We start from the raw sequence: 1,137 nt of genomic DNA, 5'->3' as shown, positions 1-1,137 counted from the left end.
CAGCGAACAGGTCGCCTTGCCCCTGCGGGTTTTGCTGCCGGTTCAGGCGGTATTCGGTAACCTTGACCGCCTGCGGCGACTGGTCGATTCCGAGCCAGCGGCGCCCCAGTTTGTCCGCCGCCGCGATAGTCGTGCCCCCGCCCATAAACGGGTCGAGCACCAGAGCGCCTTCGTCGCTGGCGCATTTGATGATTCGCTCAAGCAGGGCGAGCGGCTTCTGCGTCGGGTAGCCGATTCGCTCGTCTCTGCTTCTAAAGACACAGTTATCCCAAAAATTATTGATGCTGGAGCCGGGCATTTCGTCTAAATAGCGTTTCAAATACGGTCTGCCGTGAGGCGAAAACCAAATAAGACCGTTTCGTTCAAACTCGTTCAAATTTTCTTTTGAATACGCCCAATATCGTCCTATGGGCGGCAGACATCCGTGCCATTCATAACTGGTGTCGCCGCCCGGCTTGGCAGCGGATAGTTCCGACGCTTTGAAACGCCGTCCGTCAGGATCGGACTTGCTGTAAGCGGCGGCGATATAATCGCTTCTATATCGTTCAAATTGCGAATTGAACGTATAAACCTTACTGTCCTTCGCATAAAAATAGATAATGTCGGTAATGCGCCCAAAATGTTTTGCGCCTTGTCTCGAATCATTATGAGGGTTCGTGGTGCGTTTCCACGAAATTTCATTCACCAGATTATTTATGCCGAATATCCTGTCCAGAATCCCGACCCGAATGTATGCGTCGGCGTGCCAGTCGCAGTGCAGAAATATGCTGCCCGTCGGTTTTAAGACGCGGTGCATATGCTCGACGCGCTCCTTGAGCCAGCCGATATAGTGCTCCATTCCGCCTTCCCAGCGGTCTTCAAAGCTGCGCTTTTCGCCCGCGTCTCCCCAGATGACTTCGTAATTGCGGTTGCTGAAAAACGGCGGGTCAAGATAGATAAGGTCGACAGTCTCGCCGTTCATTCCTTTCAGGATTTCGAGATTGTCGCCGAGTATGAGGCGGTTTACGGGGGAGGTGTTCATGGGAGGACAGTATACTGCGCACGTATTCGGCGCGCTACTGCACACCGAATACGTGCGACCGAGTTTCTTGAGGAAACTCGGCGTTATAGGTAAAGAGGCTTGCTACCGAGTTTGCT

At 53.2% G+C, this 1,137-nt stretch carries 1 protein-coding gene; it reads right to left on the bottom strand.

Annotated elements, in window-relative coordinates; translation table 11 throughout:
* The coding region (locus AWU74_RS05870) for a site-specific DNA-methyltransferase (RefSeq protein ID WP_162504910.1) at positions 1-1,021 on the bottom strand (1,021 nt) is incomplete at its 3' end.
* Positions 1,022-1,137: the final 116 nt, after the last annotated feature.

Source organism: Treponema endosymbiont of Eucomonympha sp., from assembly GCF_001028545.1.
This window is presented reverse-complemented; position numbering and strand designations above follow the sequence as displayed.